Source organism: Arthrobacter sp. lap29 (assembly GCF_032458965.1).
Classification (GTDB): domain Bacteria; phylum Actinomycetota; class Actinomycetes; order Actinomycetales; family Micrococcaceae; genus Specibacter; species Specibacter psychrochitiniphilus.
The window spans coordinates 404,271-424,993 of sequence record NZ_JAUCEK010000004.1; the positions used below are offsets into that span (position 1 = coordinate 404,271).

General features: G+C 59.8%; 23 protein-coding genes and 1 pseudogene. 11 read left to right on the plus strand and 13 right to left on the minus strand.

Annotated features, from left to right (window positions below):
- Nucleotides 1-32 precede the first annotated feature (32 nt).
- Nucleotides 33-887: a siderophore-interacting protein gene (locus RY113_RS09450; RefSeq protein ID WP_396334231.1), complete on the plus strand. Its 855-nt coding sequence runs from the start codon at nt 33-35 to the stop codon at nt 885-887.
- 36 nt (nt 888-923) lie between these two features.
- On the opposite strand, the gene RY113_RS09455 is transcribed toward RY113_RS09450, so the two are convergent.
- Together RY113_RS09455 and RY113_RS09460 are read right to left on the minus strand one after the other, a co-directional pair.
- A complete protein-coding gene (locus RY113_RS09455; protein ID WP_110104963.1) occupies nt 924-2,342 on the minus strand; it encodes a threonine/serine exporter ThrE family protein in 1,419 nt (472 codons plus the stop codon).
- A 119-nt stretch (nt 2,343-2,461) separates the two neighbouring features.
- The gene (locus RY113_RS09460) at nt 2,462-3,535 is read right to left on the minus strand and encodes a peptidoglycan bridge formation glycyltransferase FemA/FemB family protein (RefSeq protein ID WP_315914346.1); all 1,074 of its coding nucleotides are present in this window, start codon (nt 3,533-3,535) and stop codon (nt 2,462-2,464) included.
- Nucleotides 3,536-3,697: 162 nt separating this feature from the next.
- On the opposite strand from RY113_RS09460, the pseudogene RY113_RS09465 reads away from it, so the two are divergent.
- The 3 genes and pseudogenes from RY113_RS09465 to RY113_RS09475 all read left to right on the plus strand — a co-directional run.
- Nucleotides 3,698-3,950, plus strand: a pseudogene (locus RY113_RS09465) (hypothetical protein); the annotation flags it as partial.
- Nucleotides 3,932-4,138, plus strand: coding sequence for an ATP-binding cassette domain-containing protein (locus RY113_RS09470; protein WP_315914347.1), 207 nt, complete (start codon nt 3,932-3,934; stop codon nt 4,136-4,138). The pseudogene RY113_RS09465 and the gene RY113_RS09470, both read left to right, overlap by 19 nt.
- Nucleotides 4,108-4,269, plus strand: coding sequence for a hypothetical protein (locus tag RY113_RS09475; protein ID WP_315914387.1), 162 nt, complete (start codon nt 4,108-4,110; stop codon nt 4,267-4,269). Before RY113_RS09470 ends, RY113_RS09475 begins: the two co-directional genes overlap by 31 nt.
- Before the next feature lie 82 nt (nt 4,270-4,351).
- Here RY113_RS09475 and RY113_RS09480 read toward each other — a convergent pair whose 3' ends face one another.
- The 6 genes from RY113_RS09480 to RY113_RS09505 all read right to left on the minus strand — a co-directional run bounded on the left by RY113_RS09480 (nt 4,352) and on the right by RY113_RS09505 (nt 10,994).
- Nucleotides 4,352-6,016 (minus strand): MDR family MFS transporter, encoded by a 1,665-nt coding sequence (locus RY113_RS09480; RefSeq protein WP_110104867.1) that lies wholly within the window; start codon nt 6,014-6,016, stop codon nt 4,352-4,354.
- Nucleotides 6,013-6,645, minus strand: a complete 633-nt coding sequence (locus RY113_RS09485) for a TetR family transcriptional regulator (protein WP_315914349.1) — start codon at nt 6,643-6,645, stop codon at nt 6,013-6,015. Before RY113_RS09485 ends, RY113_RS09480 begins: the two co-directional genes overlap by 4 nt.
- 88 nt (nt 6,646-6,733) lie before the next feature.
- The gene (locus RY113_RS09490; protein ID WP_315914350.1) at nt 6,734-7,543 is read right to left on the minus strand and encodes an enoyl-CoA hydratase/isomerase family protein; all 810 of its coding nucleotides are present in this window, start codon (nt 7,541-7,543) and stop codon (nt 6,734-6,736) included.
- A 35-nt stretch (nt 7,544-7,578) separates the two neighbouring features.
- Nucleotides 7,579-8,859, minus strand: coding sequence for a CoA transferase (locus tag RY113_RS09495; RefSeq protein WP_315914351.1), 1,281 nt, complete (start codon nt 8,857-8,859; stop codon nt 7,579-7,581).
- Nucleotides 8,860-8,881: 22 nt separating this feature from the next.
- On the minus strand, nt 8,882-10,369 hold the full coding sequence (locus RY113_RS09500; protein ID WP_315914352.1) for an aldehyde dehydrogenase family protein: 1,488 nt from the start codon (nt 10,367-10,369) through the stop codon (nt 8,882-8,884).
- Nucleotides 10,370-10,379: 10 nt separating this feature from the next.
- Nucleotides 10,380-10,994, minus strand: coding sequence for an NAD-binding protein (locus RY113_RS09505; RefSeq protein WP_315914353.1), 615 nt, complete (start codon nt 10,992-10,994; stop codon nt 10,380-10,382).
- A gap of 237 nt (nt 10,995-11,231) precedes the next feature.
- Between RY113_RS09505 and RY113_RS09510 the strand changes: the two genes are divergently transcribed.
- On the plus strand, nt 11,232-12,179 hold the full coding sequence (locus RY113_RS09510; protein WP_315914355.1) for a LysR family transcriptional regulator: 948 nt from the start codon (nt 11,232-11,234) through the stop codon (nt 12,177-12,179).
- 26 nt (nt 12,180-12,205) lie between these two features.
- Here RY113_RS09510 and RY113_RS09515 read toward each other — a convergent pair whose 3' ends face one another.
- The 3 genes from RY113_RS09515 to RY113_RS09525 form a co-directional block, all read right to left on the minus strand.
- Nucleotides 12,206-12,373 carry a response regulator transcription factor gene (locus RY113_RS09515; protein WP_110104872.1) on the minus strand — a complete coding sequence of 56 codons (168 nt, stop codon included), beginning with the start codon at nt 12,371-12,373 and terminating at the stop codon, nt 12,206-12,208.
- A gap of 6 nt (nt 12,374-12,379) precedes the next feature.
- A complete protein-coding gene (locus RY113_RS09520) occupies nt 12,380-12,637 on the minus strand; it encodes a response regulator transcription factor (protein ID WP_146212984.1) in 258 nt (85 codons plus the stop codon).
- A 112-nt stretch (nt 12,638-12,749) separates the two neighbouring features.
- Nucleotides 12,750-12,947 (minus strand): hypothetical protein, encoded by a 198-nt coding sequence (locus RY113_RS09525; protein ID WP_146212985.1) that lies wholly within the window; start codon nt 12,945-12,947, stop codon nt 12,750-12,752.
- Nucleotides 12,948-13,085: 138 nt separating this feature from the next.
- Here RY113_RS09525 and RY113_RS09530 point away from each other — a divergent pair, with 138 nt between their 5' ends.
- On the plus strand, nt 13,086-13,292 hold the full coding sequence (locus RY113_RS09530; protein ID WP_315914357.1) for a hypothetical protein: 207 nt from the start codon (nt 13,086-13,088) through the stop codon (nt 13,290-13,292).
- Nucleotides 13,293-13,344: 52 nt separating this feature from the next.
- Nucleotides 13,345-14,622 (plus strand): CAP domain-containing protein, encoded by a 1,278-nt coding sequence (locus RY113_RS09535; RefSeq protein WP_315914359.1) that lies wholly within the window; start codon nt 13,345-13,347, stop codon nt 14,620-14,622.
- Nucleotides 14,623-15,346: 724 nt separating this feature from the next.
- Here RY113_RS09535 and bcp read toward each other — a convergent pair.
- A complete protein-coding gene (gene bcp / locus RY113_RS09540) occupies nt 15,347-15,817 on the minus strand; it encodes a thioredoxin-dependent thiol peroxidase (RefSeq protein WP_315914361.1) in 471 nt (156 codons plus the stop codon).
- A 315-nt stretch (nt 15,818-16,132) separates the two neighbouring features.
- On the opposite strand from bcp, the gene uraD reads away from it, so the two are divergent.
- The 4 genes from uraD to RY113_RS09560 all read left to right on the plus strand — a co-directional run bounded on the left by uraD (nt 16,133) and on the right by RY113_RS09560 (nt 19,519).
- The gene (uraD, locus tag RY113_RS09545; RefSeq protein WP_110104877.1) at nt 16,133-16,630 is read left to right on the plus strand and encodes a 2-oxo-4-hydroxy-4-carboxy-5-ureidoimidazoline decarboxylase; all 498 of its coding nucleotides are present in this window, start codon (nt 16,133-16,135) and stop codon (nt 16,628-16,630) included.
- A complete protein-coding gene (gene uraH / locus RY113_RS09550; RefSeq protein ID WP_110104878.1) occupies nt 16,627-16,968 on the plus strand; it encodes a hydroxyisourate hydrolase in 342 nt (113 codons plus the stop codon). Before uraD ends, uraH begins: the two co-directional genes overlap by 4 nt.
- Nucleotides 16,969-16,972: 4 nt before the next feature.
- Nucleotides 16,973-17,884, plus strand: a complete 912-nt coding sequence (gene pucL, locus RY113_RS09555; protein WP_110104879.1) for a factor-independent urate hydroxylase — start codon at nt 16,973-16,975, stop codon at nt 17,882-17,884.
- 135 nt (nt 17,885-18,019) lie between these two features.
- The gene (locus RY113_RS09560) at nt 18,020-19,519 is read left to right on the plus strand and encodes a nucleobase:cation symporter-2 family protein (protein WP_315914363.1); all 1,500 of its coding nucleotides are present in this window, start codon (nt 18,020-18,022) and stop codon (nt 19,517-19,519) included.
- Between the two features lie 111 nt (nt 19,520-19,630).
- Here RY113_RS09560 and RY113_RS09565 read toward each other — a convergent pair whose 3' ends face one another.
- A complete protein-coding gene (locus tag RY113_RS09565; RefSeq protein WP_315914364.1) occupies nt 19,631-20,392 on the minus strand; it encodes an SDR family oxidoreductase in 762 nt (253 codons plus the stop codon).
- Nucleotides 20,393-20,723: the final 331 nt, after the last annotated feature.

A 20,723-nucleotide genomic window follows, 5' to 3' on the forward strand; every position in this document is an offset into this window, starting at 1 on the left:
CCGGCCTGCTTACCCGGCACCAGGAGCTCACCATGACCTCACCACAGCCCGCCGCCACCCGCACCATGGCACCTGCCGTGAAACCCCGCACCCAATACACCCTCAATGTGCTGCGCAAGGAACAACTCAGTCCGCACATGGTGCGCATCATTGCCGGCGGGCCCGGGCTGGCGAAATTTGAGCCCAAGGACGCCACGGACATGTACGTGAAGATCCACTTCCTGCACCCGGGCGTGGAATACACGGAGCCGGTGGATGTGTTTGCACTGCGCGAAAGCATGCCCCGTGAGCTGTGGCCCGTGACCCGCACTTACACGGTCCGTTGGATCGATCTGGCCGCGCAGGAGATTGCGATCGATTTTGTGCTGCACGGCAGTTCCGGGCTGGCCGGTCCCTGGGCGGCTGCGGCCATCCCCGGCGACAGGATTATTTTCTCCGGTCCCGGTGGCGGCTATCAGCCCAACCCCGACGCCGACTGGCATCTGCTCGCCGGCGACGAAGCCGCACTGCCTGCCATTGCTGCAGCCTTGGAAGCTCTGCCCGCAGAAGCCGCCGGCCTCGCCTACCTAGAGGTTGATTCGGCCGCTGACATCCAGCCCCTGGACAAGCCCCACGGCGTAGGCCTTACCTGGGTGTTCCGCAACGGGACCACCCCCGCCGAGTCCACGGCCCTCTTGGATGCCGTGCGCAACGGACCCTGGCCAGAAGGCACGGTTCATGCCTTTGTGCATGGCGAGCGTGAATACATGAAGGCGCTGCGGGACCTCCTTTTCAAACAGCGCGGCCTGGAACGAGCACAAGTTTCACTCTCGGGATACTGGGCCTACGGCCGCACAGAAGACTATTTCCAGGCCGAAAAGCGCGAACCCATCGGCAAGATCCTCTAACCCGTACGATCCTTGCGCCGGCGAGGAACTACCGGGTCAACGGCGGCGGTTCCTGCGCCGGTCCTTCGTGCCCTTGATATGCGTGAACGGACGGGCGGCGTTGTCTCCTAGCACCACGCCCGCGGCAACAGCCAGGATGACAATCAGGGCGTTGAAGAGGCCCACGAACCCGGTGATTGACTCTTCGGGTGTGAGGGTCATGACAAACATGGCGCGGAAGATGGACAGTCCCACCAGCAAGAAGATGATGGACGGGACGGCCACCACCAGTTGCGGGGCACCAAGCCTAAGAGCAATGATGCGGGCCAACATTCCTATCACCACGGCTGCAACAGCTGGTGCGAAGCGACCGCCCAAACCCCAATACATGCCCAAGTAGTAAACCAGATAGCCGATCAACGCCACGGCAACCGTTGGCAACAGCAACCGGACGGCAGTTTGTTCTGCAATGCAGATAGCCACTGTGGCCACGGCCACAAGGCCCAGCACAGAATACAAAGGAAGCAAGCTGTTGATGGTCTCGGCCACGTTGAGGCGCTCGGCCCCAAACAAGGCCCCGGTAACTAGTGCCACCGCAATACCTGCCACGATGGCACCAAAGCTCAGGAAGGCGGAGAGAAAACGTCCAGCGGCGGTGACAGGGAAGCCGTTGATAGCATCCTGAACAGCTGAGACCAGCCGCCCTGAAGGCAGCATCAGCAAGATTCCACCGGCCACCACCACCGATGGGCTCAAAGGCACGCGAGCCATAAAGCACAGCACCGCCACAATGGTGACAATGAAGGAACTGATGGCCGTGACAAAGAAGTCAGGGACCCGCCATTTACCCAGGACACGAGCAGTTTGCCCGGCCAGGAGGATGGTGATCAGGGCAACGATCATGCCAAAGGGTGTGCCACCAATGACGCCCACCACGGCGGCAGCAAAAACAGCTTCAGCAACAGCAACCATCCACCGAGGGAACGGTTTGGGCTTCTTGACAATGACATCCAGGCGCCGGTAGGCCTCGTCCCGGCTGACACCACCGGCGGTGATATCGGTGACCAGCTCATGCACTGCCACCAAACCGGCATAGTTGTTGGTCCAGGAACGGACCACCCGCAAAAGTGTGATGGGGACGGCGTCCCGCGGCGCATAGTTGATGATGACCGACTGGTTGGTGATGTCGACTTCAATGTGGCGCAACCCCAACGCCGCAGTGACGGCAATAATACTTGTTTCAACTTCCAGGGCACCGGCTCCGTACCGGAACATGGTTTCGGCAAGGTGCAGGGCAAAGTCAATGGTTTTGCGCGCCGATTCCTCTGCCTTGCCCACCTGAATAGTGAAGTTGGCATACGGGCTGCCTGCCAGCCGGTCAACAATCTTCATGGGCGCTGTAGGTGGCGACTCTCCCTGAACCAGCTTGCGCAGGATGTTCTTGGCAACGGCATTAGCGTGAGCTGGCTGCAGCATATCTTTTTTCGGCACATCCTTCGAGGCCTGAATCCGGCGGTCAGATCCCACAAGTCACCTTTCCAGTGTTTCCTTTTCTCTCACACGGCTGCTGCAAGACAGCAGCCGCGGGCAATGCCCTAGTAAAATTTTTGTCCCGTGCGCCGCACATAAATCTGGCGCGCAACCCGTTCCCCAACTGCCGTCCACACCTTGTATCTCCAGGGTGAGAGCGGCAGATCCCAGCAACCTATGAAGTCAGTGACGGTCTTTGTAAAACTGGTCTTGAACAGGCCCAGCCCGTGGTGCGGGTGAGTGGGGTCCTTGAGCCGGTCCGAAGGCGGCGTGCCGCAAAAATCGTATTCCACCGCCCCCAACTCCTGCATAGCCAAAATGGCTTCCCACTGAATCAAGTGGGAGTCCCCGTACTGGGAGCGCTTCTGCAACGAGCCCCCATCTTTGTAGGTGGCTTTGGAACCGTAATTGATGACAAAAGCACCAACGGAGGGAACACCGTTTTCATGGACAAAGAAGAACTGGCCCTGACCGCGGGCGCAGAACTCGCCCCAGAACTGCTGGAAGTAGGCAAACTCACGGGCCTTGCCCGCATTCTTCGCCTCAAACGTCCCTTCCATGAGCCCGTAGAGGGTCCGCATAGTTTCCTCCGTGGGCTCCGCCCGCTGGACCTCCACACCTTCACGGATGGCCCGGCGAATCGCGTTGCGGCCGCGGGAGTGGAGCTTGCGCAGCAGTTCATTGGGTTCGGGGGTGATGTCCAAAATTGCTGTGTGATCGTTGGGCTGCAAGTCATCAACCTTGATTAAACCTGCACCGGCGAAGATGGAGCGTACCTCATCTGAGGCCACAAGGTCAGGCTCAATTTTCGCGGCGAACACGTTGAGGCGGGCCCGCTTCACGAATGCCTGCAGCGCCTCCAACATGGCAGGAACGTGGGCCGCCTCAGCTGTGTCAGGGCCTTTCATGAGGTACCAAAGCTTGCCTAGCACCGGGAAGGATTTCTCCAGAATGAGATTGTAGCTGGTGTAGCCAGCCCCCTCGAATGCGATGAATTGGGTGCCCCAGCCGTAGTTTTTCTTCACGGTCGCAAAGGCTAGGGACTGCAGCAAGTTCCCGCCGTTGGGGTTGGCGGTGACATGCCCATCCCAGTGGGCAATCTCGGCGGCTGTGGCAAATCGGGCGGTAAATTCTGGCAAGTGAGACCTCAATTACGTTGGCGTGTATTCACTGCGTCCAGTCTACCGGGCCGGGTTCTCACAGCTCACACACAGCGGCTCCATGATCAAAGCCAAAGTCCCCGCCAGAACATTGCTACGTACGGCTGCCAGAAGGGTGCCCACCCTGGCAGGGAGCATGAGATGGGTGTGGTTTCTCGAGGTGCGGGTAACGCGTTTCGCAACAAGGTGCGTAGCGGCGCCGTCGTGGTGACTTTGGCGCCGTCGTGGTGACTTTGGCGCCGTCGTGGTGACTTTGGCGGTGGCCAGTGGTTTGGCGCTGGCCATGCTGGTCGCCAACCAGGCGGTTGGCGCCAAAGTAGACTCGCTCAAAGCCTCGGTGGGCACCAGCATCACCGTGAATCCAGCAGAATCCCTTTGCTGGCGAGGTGGTGGAACCCAGAACGCAGTACCCGGGCCGCCGAACTGCTCAACCAGGTAGGGCTGACCGATCAAATGTGCGGACGCAAGGCCAACAAGCTCTCCGGTGGCATGCAACAGCGTGTAGCCATTGCCCGAGCGCTCGCCTGGCGCACGAGGAACAGTGCACTATTTTGGCACTCACCCATGATCATGCCTTGGTAGCCCAGACGGACCGCCGGTTCCGGCTTGCCCGTGGCAACCTCACCGAGGATGCCACACCAGAGCCGGCACCTCCAGTATCCGCAACACCAGAGTCAGCCCCGCCAGCGCCCACAACACCAGAGTCACTTTAAACAGCTGCGGCGCAGCAACTCCAGGAAAAGCTCTCCTGTAGTTGCCGCGCCGTTAATTGCGCCGCAGCAGGGGCTGCGTCACTTACTGGCGCGAGTGGGAAGCCGCCGTCTCCAGCTCGTCCTGCGTTCCGGCGTCGTGCAAGGACTTTGAATCCTGTAAATCGTTTTCAATGACGTCCGCTTCAAACTCAGCCATTTCCGGGGCAAGAGCCACAGGGGCTTCGCGGTTGATCTTGGTGGCCAACGGCACTTCCTTCACGAAGCACAGAACAATGGCGGCAAGAACAGCCAGCGGCACCATCCACATAAACATGGGGATCAAGGCCTCGTTGTAGGACTCGATGATCAGAGACTTGAACGGCTCAGGCAAGCTGTTGACGATGTGGGGGGTGAAGGAGTTGCCATCCCCTGCGCCACCGCCTGTTGGCAGCTTGTCTGCAATGAGGGACTTCAAACGGCTGGCGAACATGGCACCAACAACAGCTGAACCCAAGGTGGCACCCACCTGGCGGAAGTAGTTCTGCCCGGCAGTGGCCGTCCCCACGAACTTCAGCGGGAAGGAGTTCTGAGCCACCAGTGTCAGAATCTGCATGCTGGCACCGAGCCCAATACCCATGATGCCCAAGTAAACGCAGATCAAGTAGATGGGGCTATCAGCGTGAATGGTAGCCAGCAATGCCAGCGCTACACCCAAGATGGCCGAACCAACAATGGGGGCAACCTTGTAGCGGCCAGTGTTGGAGACCCGGCGGCCAATGATGACCGAGGTGACCAGCATGCAGGCCATCATGGGGATCATGAGCAAGCCAGCCTGGGTAGCGGAGTAGCCTGTGGCCATCTGCATGTAGGTCGGCATGTAGCCAATGGCACCGAACATGGCAATACCGGTCAGCAAACCAGCCAACGTGGTCAGGTTGAAGTTACGGTTCTTGAAGAGCATCAGCGGCATGACAGGCTCCGTGGCGCGGCTTTCTACAAAGACGAACAAGACACCGGTAACTACTGCAATGATGGCTAGGCCAATGATCTCCGGGGAGTTCCAGCTGTACTGGGAACCGCCCCAGGTGCCTACCAGAACAAGTGCTGTGGTGGCTACGGCAATGAGCATCATGCCCAAGTAGTCAATCTTGGGACGGGTTGCGTGCACTACTTTGGGGATGTGCAGCAAGAAGACCGTGGCAACAATGGCCAGCAATGCCAGCGGCACGTTCATCCAGAAGGTCCAGCGCCAGCCGGGTCCTTCCGTCAAGCCGCCACCAATCAGTGGTCCGGCAACGGAGGAGAAGGCGAAGACGCCGCCCATGATTCCCATGTACTTTCCGCGTTCACGGGCAGGGACCACATCAGCAATAGTTGCCTGAGAAAGGATCATCAAACCGCCGCCACCGAGGCCCTGAATGACGCGTGCCACAATGAGTGTGCCCATATCCGGCGCTAACGCACCGATCACCGAGCCCACCAAGAAAATGGAGATCGCGAACAACAGCATGGGCTTGCGGCCCAAGAGGTCACCGAGTTTGCCGTAAACCGGCATCATGATGGTGGAAGCCAGGATGAAGGCCGTAATGGCCCACGCCATATGCTCGACGCCGTTGAGCTCGCCCACCATGGTTGGCAGGGCGCTCGAAAGAACTGTCTGGTTCAGCGATGCCAGCAGCATGGTGACCATCAAGCCGGAGAACAAGAGGATTATTTTGCGCTTTTCGCCGGCGTCCACCGACGTTTCAACTATTTTTTGCTTACTCATAGGGTTGCTTTAATTGCCTCTCGGAAAATTTCGATGGCCTCATCAATGGCCGTGCTTTGTTCGTTGGTGGCGGCGCTTGAATCCTTGGAGAAGGCAAACCGGATAACGGTTCCAGCCATCATCAACAAGGCCAGCGCCGAGTCTTTGCCGGGGAGATCCCCGGGTTCGGATAGTTCTTCTGACGGATCCGGGTAGCGCTCCATGAGGACGGCTTCAACCAGTTCCTCAGAGTCCCTCAAATGGTCAAAAATCCTTTTCCCCAGTTCCGGGTATTTCTGCTTTAGTAGCTTCCGGCGCTCCGCCTTGGATTCTTCGGGGAACATGGAGCGGATCACCGTCACCATCAGGCGCACTGTCCGGCCAAAAAGGTCCCCGGAGCTTTCGGCCCGGAAAGCCGCCAGGGTTTCCTCTGACAAGGTGGGCTGTTGCAGGCCCAGAATGGCGTCTTCCTTGGTGGGGAAATAGTTGAAGAAGGTGCGCTTGGAGATTCCAGCCGCTTCAGCAATGGCTTCGACCGTGGTCTTAGACATCCCCTGCTGGCACGCCATCGCTGAGGCCGCGTCATGAATCAAGGCCCACGTGTCCAAACGGTTACGTTCACGAAGCGGCACAGTTGCGGTTTTTTGCATATCCCCAGTATATGCACTCACGCACAAGTTGCACAAGTGCAAAGTTTGCAGGAGCGCATGGTTTTACTCACATCCTATGCAGGCTCCCCTACCCTTCGCGGGGACGCAACCAGGTGAATACCGGTGTTTCCTTGGCAAGGAATGCCTTAACACCAATGGCAGCATCCTCACTGATGGCCATCTGCCCCTGCCAGTACGCGCTGAGCTTTGCCACAGCAGCATCTCCGTCCCCAGCACTGATCGCATTGATCAAGGACTTGTGACCTTGAGCCGAGAACTGCGAGCGCTCTGCCAGGTGCAGGGCGAAGGTGTGGACTTCCTCCCAGAAATCGTCGAAACCAAGGACCTTGGTGGCCAAGCCCAGGCGAAGCGCCTGGTTGGCGTCGACGAAGTCGCCACTGAACAACAAGTATTTGGCCGCGGCTGGCCCCGTCAACTCCACGAGACGTTTAATGCCTGAGAGTGGGTAGACAATGCCGATCTTGGCCGGGGTGATGCCATATATGGCGCGGCTGGAGGCCAGACGAATGTCGCAGGCACCGGCAATCTGCCAGCCGCCACCCACACAGTAACCGTCTATCGCCGCAATCGTGGGTTTGCGGAAGTGCGCTAGGGCATTCTCCGCGACGGTGATGTCCCCGCCACTACTCTGCCCCGTGACGGGGTCATGGAGGATCTGTTGAACGGAGGCGATGTCTGCTCCTGCCGAGAAGTGTGCGCCCTCCCCGCGCACTACCACCACCTTGACGGAGTCATCGGCGTCCAACTGTGCCAGCAAATCCTGGAATTGCTGCCACATGCCCTGGGTGATGGCGTTGCGCATTCGAGGGTTGTCCATGACGAGCATGGCCACGGGACCCACCGTCTCAATGCGTAACCTGCCCACTTGCTCTTTCACCGTGACCCCTTTCTCCCCTGCCTTCGTTGCGATGTTCATGTGGATGGCGCGGAATCAGATGGCTGAGAGCTAAGGCGCGGCGTAGCCACTTGCACAATGCCGGTCGCCACCAGAGCCGTAATTTTCTCCTGCGTCAGTTCCAACCCTGCCAGCACCTCTAGGGTGTCCTCCCCTAACGACGGCGGGGCCTTGCGGATGCGCGGGGCCCGCCGGTTCACAGAAATGGGCCCTCGGACCAGCGGCAGTTCACTGCCATCGGCACGTTGCACGGTTTGCACCACACCCAGGGACTGCACCTGTTCATCGGCAAAGGCTTGTTCATAGTTGTAGATGGGCCCGGCCGGGATGGACGCAGCCCGCAGCAAGGGTAACCATTCGGCGGCGGGACGGTGCGCCAGCAATGCCTCCAACTCTTCCTTGAGTGCGGCCTGGTTGCTATGACGCAGCGAACCTGTGGCGTATGTGGACCGCTGCGCCATATCCGGCTCCCCCAAAAGGGTGCACAGTTGGTGCCACTGCTTTTCACTGCCCACGGCGATAATGAGGGGAATGTCCCGTGTGGCAAACACGCCGTAGGGGGTCAGTGCGGGGTGGGTGTTTCCCTGCGGCACAGGCAGCTTACCCGTGCTGAGGTACTGCTGGCCCTGGAACGCGCTCAGTGCCAGCCCGGTTTCCAGCAATGAGGTGGAGACCTCCATGCCCTCCCCCGTCCGCGCCCTACCCAGCAGTGCCGCTGCAATGGCCAGTGCCGTATTGATCCCGGACACCAGGTCCACGATCGGAACGCCAACGCGGTAGGTGTGATCGGTATCCGGACCGGTCACCGACATCAGTCCGCTCATGCCCTGCGCCACCTGGTCCAGTCCAGGTGCCTGCGACAACGGCCCCGTGGCTCCGAATCCGCTCACCGTAGCCACCACCAGCTCCGGCTTGGCGGCGCGAAGCTTCTCCGGGGCTAGTCCCATGGCTGCCAACACGCCGGGGCGGAAGTTTTCCACGACCACGTCAGAGCTCAGCGCCAGATCCCACAGCAACTCCTTGCCTGCGTCCGTGTAGTAATCAACGGCAATCGAGTGCTTGCCCCTGTTGACGGAGTCAAAGTACAGGCTGTGCTCATTCTCAAAAGGTGGCCAGGCTCGGCTGGAATCACCACCCTTGATGCTTTCAACCTTGATGATCTGGGCGCCGAGATCGGACAACAGCGCCGTGGCGTACGGTCCGGCGAGGGCACGGCTGAGGTCAAGAATACGGATACCCGCCAGTGGCAGCTGCTGCGCATCACCCAGGGGACCCGGGTCCCCCATCGGCATCTGCATCGGCTTATCCACGGGGCCCGGCTTATCCACGGGGCACCGCACGCAAACGCACATTGATCTGTTTGGTCTGGGTGAATCCGGCCAGCATGCCTTCTAGAGATACTTCTCGGCCCATGCCGCTTTGCTTGTATCCTCCATATGATTGGCCTGCCACTTGCCCACCACCTTGGTTAACTTGCACCCAGCCGGCCTCGATCCGGTTGGCCGTATTCAACGCATTGTCCAGGTTGTGGCTCCATACATAGGCGGCGAGACCGTAGCTGGTGTCATTGGCCATCCTGATGACCTCCTCGGTATCCCTCCACGGGATGGCGACCAGCACGGGGCCAAAGATCTCTTCCTGTGCCAGCCGGAACTCGTTCCGGGCTCCGCTAAAGACTGTGGGCAGGTGGTAGTAGCCCTCCACCAGTGGCCCCTCGGTGGGGGCGCTGCCTCCCAGGACGGCTTTCATGCCGGGCGTGGCGCGGCCTTCATCCAGATAGGCGGAGATGGAGGCATGTTGTTTGGCATTGATGATGGCGCCCATATCGCTCTCCTCGTCAAGTGGGTCACCCACCTTGAGCGCACCGAGCTTGTCACTGAGACGGGCCAGGACTTCCTCGTAAATGTCCTCATGGAGGAATAGACGGGAGCCGGCGGTACAGCTTTGGCCCTGCCTAGTAAAGCGAGAGGCGGTCAGTAATCCATCGATGAGTTCGTCGTCCACAGCGTCAGGGAACACGATGGAGGGGCTTTTACCGCCGAGTTCCAAGGACATGTGGGCCAGACGTGCTGCTGCCGTGGAGGCCACCCCGCGCCCTACTTCGGTGGAGCCGGTGAAGGAGACCTTGTCCACGCCCGGGTGCTTGGCCAGTGCCTCGCCGATGACCGCACCACGGCCCGTCATGGCATTGACGACGCCGGGCGGCAGGTGTTTGTTGCACACCTCGGCCAGCAGCAAAATGGTGAGCGGAGCGTCATCGGCGGCCTTCATGATGACGGTGTTGCCTGCTGCGAGTGCGGCGGGGATCTTGAAGGCGGCGATCATGAGAGGCGAGTTCCACGGCAGGATGGCCGCGACCACGCCAAGAGGTTCAAGACGGGTGTACTGGAGCTGATCCTCACCTGCGGGCAAAGTGGTTCCCTTAACCTCCCCGGCAATGCCGGCAAAATAGCGGAACAGCGTGATCAGGCCAGTGACCTCGGGGCGGGCCTGTGTGCGCAAAGCGTTGCCGGTATCCAGCGCCGTGAGTCTGGCAAATTCCTCAGAACGGACTTCGAGCTCGTCCGCAATGTCCAGCAGGGCCTTGGCTCGAGCGGTGAAATGCTGGGCGCGCCAGGCCGGGAAGGCTGCGCGGGCGGCGGCCACAGCCCGGTCCACATCTGCCTCATTACCGGCCGGAACCCGCGCAATGGCAGCTTCTCGGCGTGCAGGGTTCATCACTGTGCGCCACGCCGAACTGGAGGAGGCCACTTCTTCTCCCCCAATCCACATGGGCCAATCACGGACAGCTGCTTGAATTTCAGTCATGGCATTTTCCTTATCTATTCACGGAAGGCAAGCTCCGGCAGGGAGCCATCCACCAAGAAGACGATCTGGGTGCAATCCTTGGTTCCCTGGCCTTGGTTCCCTGGCCTTGGCGGGTGAGGCCTTGGCGGGTGAGGCCTTGGCGGGTGAGGCGTTGGAGCATCGCTTGGACGGGCTCACCTCTTCCCAAGGGAGTGTTGGCGCTTGGGGCGGCTGCAAGGGCCAACCCCCTGTCCTTGTTGGCCAACTCTGCGGTCAAGCTCGGTGCGAAGTTGCTGTTGGCCGCGGAAGTGGGGACAACTCCGGAGATGGGATACCAGGTGCGCAGAGCCCAGCTGTCGCCGGCGGATACCGAGCCAATGTCCCAGAACACTTGTTTGCCCAGGCCAAGGCTTTCTGAAGGGAAGGGTTCTGCGAGTACGCGGTCTATAGGGAGGCGCTCTCCAGGAACGGCTCCTGGCCTGTGGCGGCCCCTCCCCTGGAGATAATATTTCCGGCCAGGGGCTTGGCCCGCGCGGAAGCGGCGGATGGTGTGCCCGACGCGCCCGGCCTTGACCGTGGTGGCAGCATTGGTGGCAGCCATGGGCCCGCCCATGTTGCCCAAACCAATCCAAGCCACAACTGCCATTTGAATGCTCCCTTGCGCCCAATTCCCATTATGTCCCAAGGCCCCGACATTGACCGGCTATGACCAGCATCACACCCTGATAGGGTGCAAACAAGGCTGAAATCAGCAGAGTGCATGTGCATTTTTGCACAATGAAGCCCTGGTTGACTTGGCGGCACCTCCGCGGGGCACTCTGCACGCCTCACTATGAGCTCTCTCTATGAGGGCCTCTGCGGGTCTCTGGAAGGAAGTGGTGGCATGGCGGATTTCCCACGGTTTCCCAGCCCGGATGATCTGCTGATTCTGCTCACAGTGGCTCGGCTGGGGCGGTTTACCGCAGTAGCCGACGCTCTCAAGACCACCCACACCACTGTCTCGCGCCGCATTCTGGCCTTGGAGCAACAATTGGGTGGGCGCACTTTGGAGCGGACCCCGCACGGGTGGGAACTGACAGAGCTGGGCCGGGCAGCAGTGACCGCCGCCGAAGGGATAGAGAAGAGCCTGGGCCAGTTGACCTCCGGCCTTGGCAACGGGGTGGATGCTGTGTCCGGGGTTGTGCGGATCAGCACCTCCGACGGCTTTGGCGCACTCATTGCCACGCCCGCCCTTGCAAGGCTGCAACTGAACCATCCATCGCTGCGGGTGGAACTCCTCAGCGCAACCCGCAGGCTGAGCAAAAACCGGTCAGGGATGGATCTGGAAGTGGTGGCCGGAAGTGTGGAGGCGGGCCGGGCCGAAACCCTCCACCTGAGCGACTATTCACTGCGGCTCTATGCTGGAACAGGCTACGCCCAGACACACGGATTGCCGGCCTCCGTGGCCGAGCTGGGCAACCACCGCTCTATTTCCTACGTGGAAACAACGTTGCAGGTCTCGGAGCTGGCCCTGCAGCGCCCTGCCCGCCCTCTGGATACGGCTCACTCTGCGCTCACAGCAAGCTCCGTGAACACGGCCCAGTTTCAAGCCACGAGCGTCTTTGCGCAGATTGAGGCAGTACGGGCCAACGCCGGCATTGGGATGTTGCCGGCGTTTATGGCAGAAGGGCAGGACGGATTGGTCCGGGTCCTGCCCAAGGAGGTTGAGCAGAGAGTGCAATTCTGGGTTGCGGCCCGGGCAGAATCGCTCCGGTCACCAGCGGTGCAAGCCGTGCTGGGCGCGTTCCGTGACCAAATCCAGCGCATGGCGAACCGCCTCCTACCCGACTGACCCCTGAGCCGCAGCCCCGGCATGCGTCAGCCGCCCAACCCCGCATCACTGGCCCGCACCATGGCCTGGCCGCGGCCGTCCACCCGCAGTTTCGCCAACAGAGATGAGACCACGTTGCGCACTGTTTTGGGGCGCAATCCCAACGCCGCCGCAATCTGCGCATTGGTTTGACCGCGCGCCACATGTTCTAGCACTTCCCGCTACCGGGGCGTCAACCCGGGACAGGGTTGGGCGGCAAGGGCCTGGGCGTGCCCACCGCCGGAGGAAGCGGCAAAGAATGCCTGCATGCGCCGGGCAGTCGCAGCCGAATACAGGGCCTCTCCCGCAGCCACAGCCCGCACCGCGCGTTCAATCCCGTCAATGTCGGCGCCTTTGAGCAGGTACCCCAGCGCCCCGGCGAGCTTGGAGGCGAACACGGAATCGTCGTCGTCGAACATGGTCAGGATGCAGATCCGCACCCCCGTCACATCCCGGGCCAGGCGGCGATCCTGCTCACAACGGGTGCCCGAGCGCTGGCACGCTGGAGCAGTCCCAGCAGGCCAGCCAGCCTAAGTGTGATGCCCACGATGTTCATGGCGAGGCCTGCCATGCCCTGCGGCACCCTTCCGGCGCGCCCACGTCCCGGGCACCTGCGTAGCCGGTGGCGGTGGCTCGGCGGCCGAAGAAGCGGTACATGGCGTCCTGCGTGCGCAGGCCAATGAGGTTCGGATCCTGGTAGTCGGCCATAGCGTCCGATGCGGCGGCCACCATCGCAGAGATCTGGCTCACCCAATGGTTTTGAAGTGATCCCAGCCGTTGTGGGTAGCAAAGCCAGCAGATCCAGCAGACATTGACGGCCCGGATAGGATGAAAAAGCATCCTTGTCTCGAAGATGCCACGACCTATCGCGTTCTCTGGGGATTCACCATGCGAAAAATTGCTTCTCTGCTGTGCGCCGTTGCGGCGTCGGCTGTCCTTGCGACCTCGGGGTTCTCACCTGCTCTGGCGCAATCCCCGGCACCCCCCTTCCACCCCATCACCAACCTCTTCCGCCGCACCCTTTTCAACCCCACGTACGACGGCGGATCCCTCACCGACCGCGTCACCCGCCGCCACCACGAGCACGGGTGCTGAGCCGGCTCCTGCTGAGGAAACCGGGGCGGCTGTTGCGTCCTCGTCTCCCATCATGACGGCAGACATCGCCGCAACTACACCGGCCAAGAGTCCTGTAGCTCGAGCACTATCCGGCATCTACGTCCCCGATGCCAAAGACGTTTTTGCCTCGAAGGTGTTGGCCAGGGCCAACAGTTACCGAGCCCAAAACGGAGCGGCCCCGCTGGTCCTAAACACGGCCATTAGCGCCGGCTCACAAGAGTGGGTCCTGAAGTTAAACGGACAAATCAACGCTGACACGCTGGACATGGCCAAACTGCATCGCCCGGATTACGGTGCTTCTATTCTCCCTGCCGGTTTTGACACTTACTCGGAAATTATCGGCATCAACAACACGGCCGAACAGATTGTTGACTGGTGGATGAACTCCCCCGGCCACCGCGCAGCGCTGATGGATAAACGATTCACTGACTTTGGGCTGGGCTACGTCAAGACCAGCAAGGCTGGCTGGAGCGGCATGAGCGTGGTTGCGGGCAATTTGGCCCGGTACCCGGCAACATTTCCAACCCCTGCTCCGAGTACCCCGGCGCCAAGCACCCCTGCACCAAATTCTGGCCCTGTCTTTGCAGCAGGCGACATCGCCGCCGTAAACTCCGCCGGCAGCCTGTACGTCTACCCTTCCGCCAAAGGAGGCGACTTGTGGCAGAGCAAGTTCATCTCAGCGGGTTGGGCCGGAGTTCAGCAGTTGACAGTGGTGGACTACAACAACGACGGCATCCAAGACCTGGTCGCGGTATGGTCCGATGGCCGGCTCACAGTTAGCTTCGGCCAGACCAACGGCACTTTGAAGGCTGCGCAAAAGATCGGTACAGGATGGGGACCGCTTGACGTAGTCATTACGAAGTGGAAGTCCGGCTCGGCATACCCGTCTATCGTCGCGAAAAACCGTACCACCGGGCAGCTATTTCTCTACCCAAACCTTGACGGCGTCCGGTTCGGTGCGCGCCAGCAGATTGGCCAAGGTTGGGGATCGCTGACCATCATGGCCGCCGATTTTGACGGTGATAAGAGGCAAGACCTGCTGGCTCGCAGCACGGCTGGAAAGTTGCTGCTCTACCGCGGCAATGGCGCCGGTGGATTCATCAGTGAAACCCGCCGCCAGGTGGGGACCGGGTGGGGCTCCATGACTCATCTATCTGGCATCGCCAATCACGTAGGCGCGGGCAGTTACGGCGTTCTTGCCCGCTCCTCGAGCGGCAATCTCTTGTATTACCCGATCCTGCGCAACTCTTGGGGTTCTAAGGAGCAGATCGGCACGGGTGGCTGGTCGGCGCTGAAGCTGGGTAGCTAGAGCTTTCCTGAGCCACCGAAAGTGAATCCCGAGGGCAAGTAGGAACCAGACGGGAATCGGCAGGGGCCGGCTACCCAATGCCAGCTTCCCTCTGGCCTGCCTCGCGGGCTCGCACGATCGTTTGACTGTGGCTTGCCACCCTTAATTTCGCCACCACCACCACGAGCTCGAAAGCTTGGTGTTCCCGCGGCGTCAGGTCCGCAGAAAGGGCTCACTTTACTGCCGGAAACGCCAGATCCTGCGGCGGCAAAGAATCCCTGCATCCGCCGGAGGATCGCCGCGTCAAAGACCTGCACCGGGATACCCTCGATCTCGGATTCGTGCACAATCTGCAATTTCTAGGTCACCATGACCCCTTGATGCGGCCGGGCGTTCGGGCACTTTCGTTAATTTCCTGTGGGGTTGCTTTCACGCTGCGCTACTTTCCACCAAGTACGCCGTGTCGGCTGCAAGCTTAGCCACAAAGACCGCCCCTGCGAAAAAAGGCACCGCAGTTCGGCCAGCAGCCGGGCCCGGATCGGATCCAGCCAGGACCGGAGCTACTGCGGGACAGTGGCCGGCACTCGGACGTAAAGTGAGGAGGTTTTATCGGCGAACGGTTGCGCAACTGGCGCGCAAACACACTCCAACGAGTTAACTCTCGGAGGATGAAAGCTCAAACGCTCCAGCACCTGGGGTGCTGGAGCGTTTGAGTGCGGTGCGTTGGGAGTGCGGGAGACCCGTCTTATGACCCCAGAAGTTCTTCGCGCAGGCGTGCCACGTGGCCATCAGCGTTGACGTTGTACTCGGCGCTCTTGACGGTGCCATCGGCATTGACCACCACGGTTGAACGCAAGGCCCCCACCATGGCGTTACCGTTGACAACCTTGTCGCCCCAGGCGCCCCAAGCCTCGGCAACCTCGTGTGCTTCGTCGGAGAGCAGCGGGAAATTCAGGTTAAATTCTTCCGTGAATGCGACAAGAGCTTCCTGCGGATCGGTGGAGATGCCAACAACTTCCACACCTGCGCTATGCAATGCCGCGAGGCTGTCACGGAAATCGCAGGCCTCAGTGGTGCACCCGGGGGTGGCAGCCTTGGGGTAGAAGTACACGATGACTTGGCGGCCTGCGTAATCCGAGAGGCTGACAGCGTTGCCCTGTGCATCGGGAAGGGTGAAGGCCGGTGCGATCGTTCCGGGCGTAAGGGGGGTAGTCATGTCGCTCCTAAGTTTTCATAAAGTGAAATTCAAATCTTGCTCTATGAAATAACTTAGTGGAGGCCCCGCGGCCCGTCAATGCCATGCCGGTCATTGTGCCAGCACAAGCGCGTAAATCCGCAAGAGTGCCCCCCAGTGCAACCCAAGATGAACAAGAGGCACCTTAAGGGTTGAAATTTGTGTTTGACATCTCACCTGTGATGCGGTTCACTATTCATATGCTGAAATAACAGTTCCACGATACGAAAATAACTTGGTTGTTCTCGTATAGCCGACACCGTGGATGCCAGCACTGACTCGCAAGGAATGCAAGCGATGATGCTTGAAGACTTTAACAGCGCAGAACCTGCAGAACTGATCTCAGTTTTGAAGCCCTGCATTGATATTGAACGCTGGGTAAACGAGATCATCGATGCCCGCCCGTTCTCTAGCAATGCCGAACTACTCTACTGTGCCCGGACTGCTGCAGAGCCATTCACCGATGAGGAAGTGGCCTCTGCTATGGCCCACCACCCCAGAATCGGCGAACGGGCAACCGGAGCTGGCGCAGAAGCCACATTGTCGCGTCAAGAGCAGTCCGGCGTAGATCCCGCCGATCAAGAGATCGCTACGGCACTCGCCGAAGGCAACCGTGCCTACGAAGCCAAATTTGACCAAGTCTTCCTGATCCGGGCTGCAGGACGCAGCCCACAGGAAATCATAAAAACCCTTCACCAGCGGATGGAAAACACCGCAGCTGAAGAAGCCCTCATAGTTGCCCAACAGCTGCGAGAAATCGCTGTGCTGCGGCTCGAAGGAGTGATGAGCGCGTGAGCGTCTCCCATATAACCACCCACATTCTGGATACCGCACTGGGGAAACCTGCTGCAGGTGTCGCCGTCGAGCTTTATGCCCGCGACGGCGAGGCATGGTTCCAGATTGCGTCGGGCACCACTGATGCTGACGGGCGGGTGAAAGATCTTGGCCCTGAGAAACTGCAAAGCGGAACGTACCAGTTGCGTTTTGACACTCAGGCCTACTTCGCCGGCATCAAGACGGACACCTTCTTCCCGGAGGTATCGCTGACCTTTGCGGTTCAGGCTAGCCAGGAGCACTATCACGTGCCCCTGCTCCTGAGTCCATTCGCCTATTCAACATATCGAGGAAGTTAATACCATGAGCGATAACAACATAATCCTGGGCGCCAACCAGTACGGCAAGGCCGAAGTTCGCCTCGTCAAGATCACTCGCGACACTGACCGCCACGAGATTGAAGACCTCAATGTCACCTCGCAGCTGCGCGGCGACTTCCAGGCCGCCCACCTCGATGGCGACAACGGCCACGTGGTTCCCACTGACACTCAGAAGAACACCGTTTACGGCTTTGCCCGCGACGGAGTGGGCTCCCCCGAAGCATTCCTGCTTCGCCTCGGCGCACACTTCACCAGCGAGTTCGATTGGGTAACTGGCGGCCGCTGGGCAGCCGAGCAGTACGCATGGAACCGTATCCAGGCCAACGGCAAGGAACACGATCACTCCTTCGTCAAGAGCAACCAGGAAGTCCGCACCGCTGTTGTGGTCAAGGATGGCGAGAGCACCCACGTTCTCGCCGGCCTGAAGGACCTCACCGTCCTGAAGTCCACCCAGTCAGGTTTCTCCGGTTTCCCGGTTGACAAGTTCACCACCTTGGCCGAGACCAGCGATCGCATCCTCGCCACCGACGTGGCAGCACGCTGGCGCTTCAATGCCGATGCGATCTCTGCAGAGTTCGATTTCAACGCTTCTTACGAAAGCGTCAAGTCTCTCCTGCTAGAAGGCTTCACCGAAGGTTTCTCCCACGCACTCCAGACCACGCTGTTCGAAATGGGCACCAAGGTTCTACAAGCGCACCCCGAGATCGACGAAATGAAGTTCTCCATGCCGAACAAGCACCACTTCTTGGTGGATCTGTCTCCGTTCGGCCAGGACAACCCCAACGAAGTGTTCTTCGCAGCAGATCGTCCGTACGGTCTGATCGAAGCCACCGTCACCCGCGACAACGCCAGCGATGCAGGCAACGTCTGGGAAGGCGTAGCAGGTTTCTGCTAGAAATTAGCGGCTGAACGTCAGCCCACGGCCATAATGGCCAGGGGTGGGCGGGGCTCCAATCCCCCGCCCACCCCGCACGTCATCTCCAAAAGTGGGCTGACGTTTGATGAAGGTAAGCAGACAAGGAGGTCCGCTATGACCAAGAATTCACGATCCACCGCCGTAGCCCCCACCCGGCCAGAGGACGAGAAACTAGGAATCGGGGCAAGTTTTGCCTACGGATTCCAGCACGTACTGACCATGTACGGTGGCATCATTGCCGTACCACTGATTGTTGGACAGGCCGCTGGTCTGGACCCGGCAGACATTGGCTTGCTCATTGCAGCCTGCTTGTTCATGGGTGGACTTGCCACTCTCTTACAGACCTTGGGTCTGCCGTTCTTCGGCTCCCAGCTCCCCTTGGTGCAGGGTGTTTCGTTTGCCGGGGTGGCCACCATGGTGGCTATTGTCAACGGTGGTGGAGGCATCCAGAGTGTTTTTGGTGCCGTCATAGTCTCCTCGGCACTTGGTCTGCTGATCTCTCCGATTTTCTCCAAGATCATCAAGTTCTTCCCTCCGGTGGTGACCGGTACCGTCATCACGGTGATCGGATTGTCGCTCATGCCGGTGGCAGCTAACTGGGCCATGGGCGGAAACAGGAAGGCGGAAGATTACGGCAGTGTCGCCAATATTGGTCTCGCCGCCCTGACTCTGGTCATTGTGCTGCTGTTGAGCAAGGTAGGCAATAGCACCATCTCCCGTCTTTCCATCCTGTTGGCCATCGTCATCGGCACCCTGATCGCCGTCGCTGTGGGAATGGCTAACTTCTCCAAGGTAAGCACCGGCCCCATCGTTGCCTTCCCCACACCGTTCCACCTGGGCATGCCCACCTTCCATATCGCCGCCATTGTTTCCATGTTCATTGTGGTTCTGGTCATCATGGTGGAAACCTCTGCTGACATCCTGGCTGTTGCCGACATCGTGGACACCAAAGTTGACTCACGCCGTCTCGGCGACGGCCTGCGCGCCGACATGGCTGCCAGCGTCATTGCACCGGTCTTCGGTTCGTTCACACAGAGCGCCTTCGCTCAGAACGTGGGCCTGGTTGCTGTTACCGGCATCAAGAGCCGCTTTGTAGTGGCAGCCGGTGGCGTCATCCTGGTGATCTTGGGTGTTCTGCCCGTCATGGGCCGCGTTGTGGCCGCAGTGCCGCTGCCCGTCCTGGGCGGTGCCGGTATTGTTCTGTTCGGTACGGTTGCAGCCAGCGGTATCCGCACGTTGTCCACTGTGAGCTACAAAAACAACATGAACATGATCATCGTTGCCACAGCTATCGGTGCTGGCATCATCCCGATCGCCGCACCCACGTTCTACGACAAGTTCCCGGAATGGTTCGCCACGATCTTCCACTCAGGCATCAGCTCCGCCGCTGTAGTAGCCATCTTGCTGAACCTGTTGTTCAACCACTTGAAGTTCGGCAACTCGGATAACGCCTCCGTGTTCGTTGCCGGCACGGACCGCTTGGTCGCTTCCGAAGTTATGGCATCACTGCAAGACGGTGACCGCTACGAGAACGGCAAGTTGATCGATGCCGATGGCAACGAGATAACCATCACGGGAGAAGTACCCCTCACTCCCAAAGCAAACGAACACTAGTAGCGCCGTAATCCCACGGTGACTGAGCACGGCGGTGGCCTCCTTCGCCAGGAGGCCACCGCCGTAGTTGTCTATCTGGATAGCTGATCATCTAAGAGTTCGGCAGGAGCGCTAGCCGCGTCCCACAAACGGCATTCCTGCCGCCGTAATCACCAACTGGCCAATGGTGGCACTGGCTGGCAACCCGGCCATGAACAGCACCGTCCTGGCCGCTTCCTCCACGGGGAACATAGGCTCCACCAGCAGGGATCCATTAGCTTGCACGGCACCCGTTGCAACATCCAATTCGTTCATGATATCCGTGGCGGTATTGCCAATATCTATCTGCCCGCAGCTGATTCCATAGGCTCGTCCGTCAAGCTCAATCGATTTGGTGAGTCCACTGATGGCATGCTTGCTCACCGTGTAAGCCACCGATTTGGGGCGAGGCGAGTGAGCGGAAATGGATCCGTTGTTGATGATCCGCCCACCGTGAGGAGTCTGAGATTTCATGGTGCGGACGGCCTGCGCCGCACACAACATGGATCCCGTAAGGTTCACAGCCAGGGTGTCATTCCAGCCGGTCAGGGAGATTTCATCCACTGCCCCGGAGGGGCCAAACATACCTGCATTGTTGAATAGAACATCCACCCGGCCAAAGTGTTCCACTGCGCGCTCAAATAATGTCCTAACAGCATCCACGTCGGTGACGTCTGTGGGTACCAGCAGTGCGTTTGGGGCGCTGGGTACACTTTCTGCCAGTTCCGCTGATCGCCGGCCAGCCAGCACTACGTTGTAGCCTTCAGCGATGGCACGGCGAGCCACTGCCCGTCCAATTCCGGATCCGGCTCCCGTAATGACCATGACCTTAGCGGCCGGTTTTTGCGTGTTCATCTGTGCTCCTTGCAGGTGGGGATGTTGTGGCTGACTGTAGCCCGGGCGGCGGTGCTTGTGAAGTGACACATCCACTGTTTTTCGGGGAAACACTCTCGAGGCCCCCGTCACATCACCACGCGTCTTGCGTCACACAATCAGGCGCAGTATTCTCAAGATACAATATTTTGTTTTCACATAATGATAATAATCATCTGGGTGCTCAACCAAGCCCAACCCAGCCAACCCCGTTCGATGACGAACGGGTGGCGGGTAAAACTACACACGCCTCACCAAAGTTAAGTTGTGTGAAGGCCCCGCGGAAAGAGATACCAATGCTTCAGCGTGACGA

Excerpts from the sequence above, each read along its gene's own strand:
- RY113_RS09495 (WP_315914351.1), bottom strand. The coding sequence starts at position 8,859 with ATGCAGATGCCGATGGGGGACCCGGGTCCCCTGGGTGATGCGCAGCAG.
- RY113_RS09565 (WP_315914364.1), bottom strand. The coding sequence starts at position 20,392 with ATGAACACGCAAAAACCGGCCGCTAAGGTCATGGTCATTACGGGAGCC.
- RY113_RS09500 (WP_315914352.1), bottom strand. The coding sequence starts at position 10,369 with ATGACTGAAATTCAAGCAGCTGTCCGTGATTGGCCCATGTGGATTGGG.
- RY113_RS09505 (WP_315914353.1), bottom strand. The coding sequence starts at position 10,994 with ATGGCAGTTGTGGCTTGGATTGGTTTGGGCAACATGGGCGGGCCCATG.
- pucL (WP_110104879.1), top strand. The coding sequence starts at position 16,973 with ATGAGCGATAACAACATAATCCTGGGCGCCAACCAGTACGGCAAGGCC.
- RY113_RS09485 (WP_315914349.1), bottom strand. The coding sequence starts at position 6,645 with ATGCAAAAAACCGCAACTGTGCCGCTTCGTGAACGTAACCGTTTGGAC.
- RY113_RS09535 (WP_315914359.1), top strand. The coding sequence starts at position 13,345 with ATGACGGCAGACATCGCCGCAACTACACCGGCCAAGAGTCCTGTAGCT.
- RY113_RS09560 (WP_315914363.1), top strand. The coding sequence starts at position 18,020 with ATGACCAAGAATTCACGATCCACCGCCGTAGCCCCCACCCGGCCAGAG.
- RY113_RS09480 (WP_110104867.1), bottom strand. The coding sequence starts at position 6,016 with ATGAGTAAGCAAAAAATAGTTGAAACGTCGGTGGACGCCGGCGAAAAG.
- RY113_RS09455 (WP_110104963.1), bottom strand. The coding sequence starts at position 2,342 with ATGCTGCAGCCAGCTCACGCTAATGCCGTTGCCAAGAACATCCTGCGC.
- RY113_RS09530 (WP_315914357.1), top strand. The coding sequence starts at position 13,086 with ATGCGAAAAATTGCTTCTCTGCTGTGCGCCGTTGCGGCGTCGGCTGTC.
- bcp (WP_315914361.1), bottom strand. The coding sequence starts at position 15,817 with ATGACTACCCCCCTTACGCCCGGAACGATCGCACCGGCCTTCACCCTT.
- RY113_RS09510 (WP_315914355.1), top strand. The coding sequence starts at position 11,232 with ATGGCGGATTTCCCACGGTTTCCCAGCCCGGATGATCTGCTGATTCTG.
- uraD (WP_110104877.1), top strand. The coding sequence starts at position 16,133 with ATGATGCTTGAAGACTTTAACAGCGCAGAACCTGCAGAACTGATCTCA.
- RY113_RS09450 (WP_396334231.1), top strand. The coding sequence starts at position 33 with ATGACCTCACCACAGCCCGCCGCCACCCGCACCATGGCACCTGCCGTG.